Origin of the sequence: Candidatus Brocadia sapporoensis, from assembly GCF_001753675.2 — a bacterium.
GTDB classification, from domain to species: domain Bacteria; phylum Planctomycetota; class Brocadiia; order Brocadiales; family Brocadiaceae; genus Brocadia; species Brocadia sapporoensis.
Genome location: NZ_MJUW02000018.1, coordinates 68,839 through 75,412, shown reverse-complemented (window position 1 = coordinate 75,412; position 6,574 = coordinate 68,839). Strand labels below are relative to the sequence as shown.

At 41.8% G+C, this 6,574-nt stretch carries 8 protein-coding genes; 1 reads left to right on the top strand and 7 read right to left on the bottom strand.

Annotated elements, in window-relative coordinates; translation table 11 throughout:
* Nucleotides 1-268 precede the first annotated feature (268 nt).
* From BIY37_RS01025 to BIY37_RS13290, 3 genes are all read right to left on the bottom strand, one after another.
* Nucleotides 269-1,795 carry a putative metal-binding motif-containing protein gene (locus BIY37_RS01025; RefSeq protein WP_070065990.1) on the bottom strand — a complete coding sequence of 509 codons (1,527 nt, stop codon included), beginning with the start codon at nucleotides 1,793-1,795 and terminating at the stop codon, nucleotides 269-271.
* Between the two features lie 103 nt (nucleotides 1,796-1,898).
* Entirely contained in the window at nucleotides 1,899-2,066 is a 168-nt protein-coding gene (locus tag BIY37_RS13295) for a hypothetical protein (RefSeq protein ID WP_179129198.1), read from the bottom strand.
* A 690-nt stretch (nucleotides 2,067-2,756) separates the two neighbouring features.
* Nucleotides 2,757-2,897, bottom strand: a complete 141-nt coding sequence (locus BIY37_RS13290; RefSeq protein WP_179129196.1) for a hypothetical protein — start codon at nucleotides 2,895-2,897, stop codon at nucleotides 2,757-2,759.
* 146 nt (nucleotides 2,898-3,043) lie between these two features.
* On the opposite strand from BIY37_RS13290, the gene rpsT reads away from it, so the two are divergent.
* Nucleotides 3,044-3,328: a 30S ribosomal protein S20 gene (rpsT, locus tag BIY37_RS01020; RefSeq protein WP_070065989.1), complete on the top strand. Its 285-nt coding sequence runs from the start codon at nucleotides 3,044-3,046 to the stop codon at nucleotides 3,326-3,328.
* On the opposite strand, the gene BIY37_RS01015 is transcribed toward rpsT, so the two are convergent.
* The 4 genes from BIY37_RS01015 to BIY37_RS01005 form a co-directional block, all read right to left on the bottom strand.
* On the bottom strand, nucleotides 3,329-4,264 hold the full coding sequence (locus BIY37_RS01015; protein WP_070065988.1) for a histone deacetylase family protein: 936 nt from the start codon (nucleotides 4,262-4,264) through the stop codon (nucleotides 3,329-3,331).
* 315 nt (nucleotides 4,265-4,579) lie between these two features.
* The gene (locus BIY37_RS14210) at nucleotides 4,580-4,762 is read right to left on the bottom strand and encodes a hypothetical protein (protein WP_420886177.1); all 183 of its coding nucleotides are present in this window, start codon (nucleotides 4,760-4,762) and stop codon (nucleotides 4,580-4,582) included.
* A 60-nt stretch (nucleotides 4,763-4,822) separates the two neighbouring features.
* Complete coding sequence (locus BIY37_RS01010; RefSeq protein WP_070065987.1) at nucleotides 4,823-5,833, bottom strand: VWA domain-containing protein; 1,011 nt, start codon at nucleotides 5,831-5,833, stop codon at nucleotides 4,823-4,825.
* 146 nt (nucleotides 5,834-5,979) lie between these two features.
* Entirely contained in the window at nucleotides 5,980-6,564 is a 585-nt protein-coding gene (locus tag BIY37_RS01005; protein ID WP_070065986.1) for a tetratricopeptide repeat protein, read from the bottom strand.
* Nucleotides 6,565-6,574 lie beyond the last annotated feature (10 nt).

Below are 6,574 nucleotides of genomic sequence, written 5' to 3'. Positions count from 1 at the left end.
TTTCTCGTTTTTCTTGATACCTGTATTACGCAATTTCCTAACCGGACAATGCTGAAACGAAATAATACTATTGTTTCATAAGCAATCATCCCACTGATCGTATCCGTATTACAACATTTTTAGCCGAGTAGGTTGGGCTAAGCGTAAGTGAAGTCCAACACCAAGTGTTCATGGCATTCAACAACCCATTAGTTTTGCTTTGCTTATGGAGGTACGCTTAAGCTCACTTCTTATTAAAAAAGACAAGGAAAATGAGCAACGAACTCAGTTAGTAACACTCTATTCCCATGATTCTCACAAATCCGCCGTTATGCGTGTGTGACCAAGTACTTGGCTCAGAATCGATAACTTCGTAGCTTCCTGCAGGTACATAGGTATTGGGATGCGATATCCAGAAGCGAAAGTCAATCGTTCCTGGAAATGGCCCGTACATGCGAGATGTGTTAAGATTGTATAAAGCATGTGTTCCTGCCGGCTGCCCTCCATCGCACCAGTGATACGTGCCAATTTCCGTAATATATGCGTCCTGCGGTATTGTTATCAAGGTTGTGCCAGGATTACCGCAGACAACCCCGAGAATATTATACGTACTGACTATTTCTATAGCTTCTCTGTCTGCATTCGATATTGTGAGATTGTTGATCATTGCAACGACGTCATTCAGGATCTTCGTTTCTGCCTTGTGTCCGGAGGCCATATAGGACTTTATAAAACTATGGCCACTCCAAATATCTCCCCAATTGAGGGGTCCGAAGAAATTGTCAAGATTCCGCGGTAATGCAAGTGGAATGCGACCGATAATGACATCTTCATCAATCGTCGTGTAAGGTCCGCCGCCGGCAACGAAGCCATCCGGATTTGCCACTGAAACTATGCTGAATCTGCCGATATAGTGCTGGTCTATGCCGAGATATGCAATATTGCCATACAGATTGCCCTGGGAATGAGGGACAAGCACAACCATTTTGTCTTCACTCAGATATTGATTATAAAAAGCAATATGCTCTTGAACTGACGGGTTAGAACTTACAACAGCAGCGTCTACATCAAAGGAACAACTGCCCTTCCATTCTTTCAGTGGAGCACCGGAAATTACTCTGCCACCCAGATTATCACTGTACGTGATGTATGCAATACTACGCTCTCTGGTATTCAGTATCTCAGCGAGTAGTTGATCAATAATGTCAAAAGAATCTCTACCCTTAAGGTACCAAAGACATTCACCATGACGGGCCATCTTGTTTGCATGCTCATAACAAGCCTCACGGTCGTTTGCATCCTTGAGCACGCCATGGAACTCCATGGCGTAGTGGGTAAGGCCTAATCGAAGTTTCCTATCTTCGGAGTAGGTAAAGTATATATACCGCTGAATGTCGTCACAAACCCCATCGCCATCCGCATCTATCCCAAGCAATGTCTTTTTTCCTTCCTCACCGGGGTCGGGCGGGAGTTTCGCCCCTGCGTCATCATCCGGTGTGGATGGGTTACAGTCATCATCAAGGCCGTTCTTCTTTATCTCTGTAGCGCCCGGATTTACTGTGGCATTGGTGTCGTCACAATCAGTATTATTAGCAACATAGCCCAAGGGCTGACTGCATGCCTCTATGGCCACATGCGGGTTTCCACAGCCGTCTCCATCTGTATCTTCATAGAATGTGGTCTTCAGTCCCTCATCAATCTGTCCGTCGCAGTTATTGTCCACGCCATCGCATATTTCCCTGGCAGCCGGGTTTATGGAGGAGTTGTTGTCATCACAATCATACTTGCTGGAATACCCATCACCATCGCGATCCACATCATCATTGCATTTGTCTTTGTCCTTATTCTTATCCTTGCCTTTGTCTTTTCCCTTATCCTTATCCCTTCCTTTCCCCTTCTTGTCGCTCTTCCAACTTTTGTTATCGTCGTGTTCGGTCTGTTTTTTTGTTGGTTACTTCGTTTGCATTTTTGTCGAGAACGATTGCACTCGATGTACCAGTAATGTCTCCCCACACAAGGTCTGTAGATAAAAATACGATCCGAATGAAAAGCAAAAGAACAACGAGACTACCTTTAAGGGTGCGCATAAACGGACTCCTTATTGTGAAGATTGATGAAAACGATTGTCAGACGAAATGCATCTGAACACAAAAGATTTTATTACAATAAAATTATTCAGTAAGGATTGAGGTTTCCTACCACGTAAAATCATTCTCTATATGGCGTGTGGTTTCTTAACACAAATGGTATTCCAAACATATCTTCAAATATTAAAAACGTTGAAGTTTTTTAAAGACAATAATACTCAACCGTTAAAACAATCGGATGGAAATGGCGGCAGGGAGAAAAACTTAACAAAGCGGATACCGTGTACTTATTTGTAATTGCTTATGGCATTTTTGTGCATTCGAAGAATATTTTTAGAGATAAAATCATAATACCGTAAAGCCGCAACCAAATCCCCCCTATCGTTCGACTAAGCGCTCACATCAAAGTCAAGGAGGGTGTAAAAAAACTTGCGAAAAAAGAATGATTTTACGCGGTAATACTATAAGATACCGTCATTGCCATTCTGATATTATGTGGAGTATGTTTTCTCGCCCACTGCATAATGGACATAGGTTGAAACCCGGTACATGCCTTCTCTCAAAAGAGCGTGCATGACGAATATACCTCGATTCGTACACCCCATGCACCACGGGTCTTTGCTAACCTAAAAAATAGCATTATCAGCCCTTCATCTTCTGGCAAAGACCTCTTCTGCAAAACGCACAGAACTATAGCCTGTATATCTTATTTCGTGCTGAGACTCTTTTGTTTATAATACCTGTTTGGTCGCTTTCTTCTCTTCTCTTTTGCTCATCCGTCCATTTTCCTTCCCTTTTACCCTCCTCTTTCTTGCCCACTTTTTTCCTCATTATCAACTATTCTGACTTTGATGTTGTCCTGGTTCTTTCCTTTTCCTATTGACTTTCAAGCATAAATTACTTACTCTATATAACTTTAATTTCCGTTTTATGCTGATTGTTATATTTATCAATTTTTTACTAAAGGAGTTCGCATTATGCCTACGATGAAATCAGCCAAGAAAAGACTCAGGCAAAATATAAAACTTAATTTGAGAAACCGATCCCATCGGTCTGCTCTTAAAACACAGATCAAGGATTTTTTGGGAATTGTAAAGGCGGGAACGGTTCAGGCGGCTGAAGAGAAACTCCGCCTCACGATGAAAAAACTGGATAAAGCTGCTGCTAAAGGAATTTTACATAAAAAAACAGCTAGCAGAAGAAAATCACGTCTCACGCTAAAACTGAATCAGATGAAGGCCACGACACAACAAAAAACTTAGTTATCCCCGTAGCAATGCCTTGAGATGAGTTTCTATACAGAGCGGAAGGTCTGAGAGATGGTAACCACCCTCAAGGCATGATACAATCATGCCTTTACAATATCTTTCTGCAGATTTCGTAACAATTTCCGTTAGCGTTCCAAAATCTTCCATCTCTAAGTTTAACCCTCCGATAGGATCTTTCTTGTAGGTATCGAAACCTGCTGAAATAAAAATAAAATCTGGAGAAAAAAATGCCATGCTTTGCTCCATGACATCAGAAAATAATTCAGTATATTTTCTGGGTGGTGTGTCTGCTGATAGGGGAAAATTGAGAGTATATCCCTTGCCTTCCCCTTGTCCGGTTTCTTCCTTCCTGCCGGAGCCCGGATAAAACGGATAGCGGTGAATGGAACAATAGAATACCGTTGGATCGTAATAAAATGTATCCTGCGTACCATTGCCGTGGTGAACATCCCAGTCAACAATAAAAACTTTTTCCAGCCGATATTGAGACTGGAGGTATTTTGCGGCAATGGCTGTATTATTGAAGAGGCAAAACCCCATACCATAAGCAGGTCTTGCGTGATGACCTGGCGGACGTATAAGACAAAAGGCGTTTTTCTCTTCACCCTTCATGATCAAATCTATTGCCGTTAATGGCGCTCCTGCTGCATGAATAGCGGAATGATATGATGCCGTAGAAATCACGGTATCAGCATCCAGCCGCCCTCCACCTGCATCTGCAATTTTTTTGATAGTCTCAATATAGGATAGAGGATGAACAAGGCCAATTTCCTCAACCAATGCGGCACGTGGTTTCTCCACCCGCAATTGTTCCCACAAGATGCTTTGCTTGAGATGTGTTACTGTATTCCTGATCCTTTTGGCATTTTCAGGATGATCGTATCCCGTATCATGCCGCAAGAAAATGTCATCATAAATCAGTAGTGTCATAATACTCTAAACCTGAATAAAGACACCATACATCACTTTTTCATGGATATCCATCACATCGTTGGGATTTTTACAAAACGATTGAAAAGCTGGCATACGTATATGAATTCATCCTGGCGAGCCATGATATCAACAAAGGTTACAAATGCAGCTGTACTTGGGAAGACAACAGCCGAAGCAATCTTTAGTGCCTTGATTGCTTCGCAGCGTTTACACTGGGCAATGCGAATGTGCTCGTAATGACAACGTCCCTTTTGCGCTCACTATTAATTCTTCAAACTACCGTCTCAGACCAGACCCGTTTCGATAATTCCTTTATGATATCATTGAGAACGGGTAAGCGCCTATCAAATTCTTATATATTTTATATTTTGTGAGATATATCCTTCCCCGGAGGTTTTCATCCTGCAAAAAATCAAGAACGGAGCATTTCATATCTTTTGCCATGGCGTCTGCAATGTGATATATCTCTGGATGATCAGCGTTCCTGTCAAGCAGTTTTTCTCGCAGGAAATATGCGCAAGGTTATTATTCGTGTCTCTTTGATTGTAACTGATGTTATAGAATAAAATACAGTGCAAGCAATGCCAGTGTACTACCCAGAAAATATTGATAAATATCTTTTATAACCATTTTCTTTTTGATCCCAACGATATTTTTATTTTTCTCAAGCATCTGCTCAAAGATATATTTTAGCTCGTCACCCGTAGCATCGTGCTGATAGGCCCCGCCTACCATCTCTGCAATCTCCCGCAAAAATATCGGGTTAGGCTTCGTATAAATCGTTTCTCCGTCTTCTGTAATCTCATACCCTGTTACGTTCCCCTCCTTGTCTCTTTTGGGTATGGGTGATGTCTTTTTGGTGTCTCCGATTCCGACCACATAAATGGCAATGTCCCTTCTTTCCAACAACAATTTTATGGCTTCAGCCATCTGGCTGCGGGTGATGACCTGCTCTTCACCATCGGTGAGGAATATCATTACCTTCTTTGTGCTTTCCTTGCTAAAGCTATTCATTGCCAGGATAAATGCATTACCGATGTTCGTTCCGTAAGGTACAAATCTCACGTAATTTTCATTAATCATATTCAGGACACGGAGGAAGACCCTGTCGTAGTCATTAGTCGGGTAAGGCAGGAGTGAAAATGCACGGGCGGCAAATACAATCAAACCGACACGGTCACCGTCTAATCTTTGCACAAGATGAGATATCTCCATCTTCGCCCGTTGCAATCGGTTGGGTTTTACATCTTCAGCAAGCATGCTGATGGAGACATCGAGCACAAAGACGATCTCCAATCCTTCTTTTTCAAAATGATCCTGAGTGGTCTGCCACTTAGGCTGCAAGACAACCAATCCCAAAGTACAACAGGCAGCGCTCATGCAGGCGCCTTTTAAGAGATTTCTGTATATTGAGGGAATTCTGCTGAATCTGGAAATCAAACTACGCTGACCAAATGCCTTTAACCATATAGCCTTTCTCCGATAAAGATATACATAGAGGAGAAAAATCAGACCAGAAAAGGCATAAACAACGATTTTGTATGCTTCGTAGTTGAAAAACAACATGATAAAGATGTCTTAAAATCGGGAATAGGAATAGGAAACCAAAGATCAGGACAGTGCTTCCCCCCATGTGACACTGTATGCTTATTATTCATATGTAGCATTTAATACGGCTGAAGTATGTGGTATCTCACGCCTTTATCGGGAAATCACCACCGGATCTTTTGCTCTCCGCTATACTTGTATTTCGTGCCCCAGGGAAGAAGCTTTAGTGCCTCAATCCTGTCTTCCCTCTCTTGTTGCTCCGGGCTGAACATCGTATTAAATTGTTGTTCTCCAAACCTCATCCTTTCTAAATTTTTTTTTGCCTGAAAATCATCAGGATTAATCTTCAATACCTCTGCGTACTGCATAGCGGCAGTAGAAAAATCCATGTCGGCCGCAATAATATTCGCAGTATTATAAATAGCCCTGGCCTTCAACAAAGGATCATTCGTTTCCATAGCCTTTCGAAACTCGGCGCTCGCTTTTTTCTTGTTTTCCATGAGGACATATACCACTCCTTTATTATAAGCGATCATTGGATCTTCTTTTTCTAATTTTAACACCATACGGATGACGAGAGATTCCTGCAATTTCTGAACAGAGGCCAGGGCATCTTTATATTTCCCCATTTTAATCTTTCCGTCAAGCAGGGATAAGGTCTTATACTTTTTATAATATCCGTAGCTGTATAATACCAGAAAACATGCAGTGATCAAAATAAACCCCGTTACAATTTTTTTCCTAAACATAGTGTCCTCT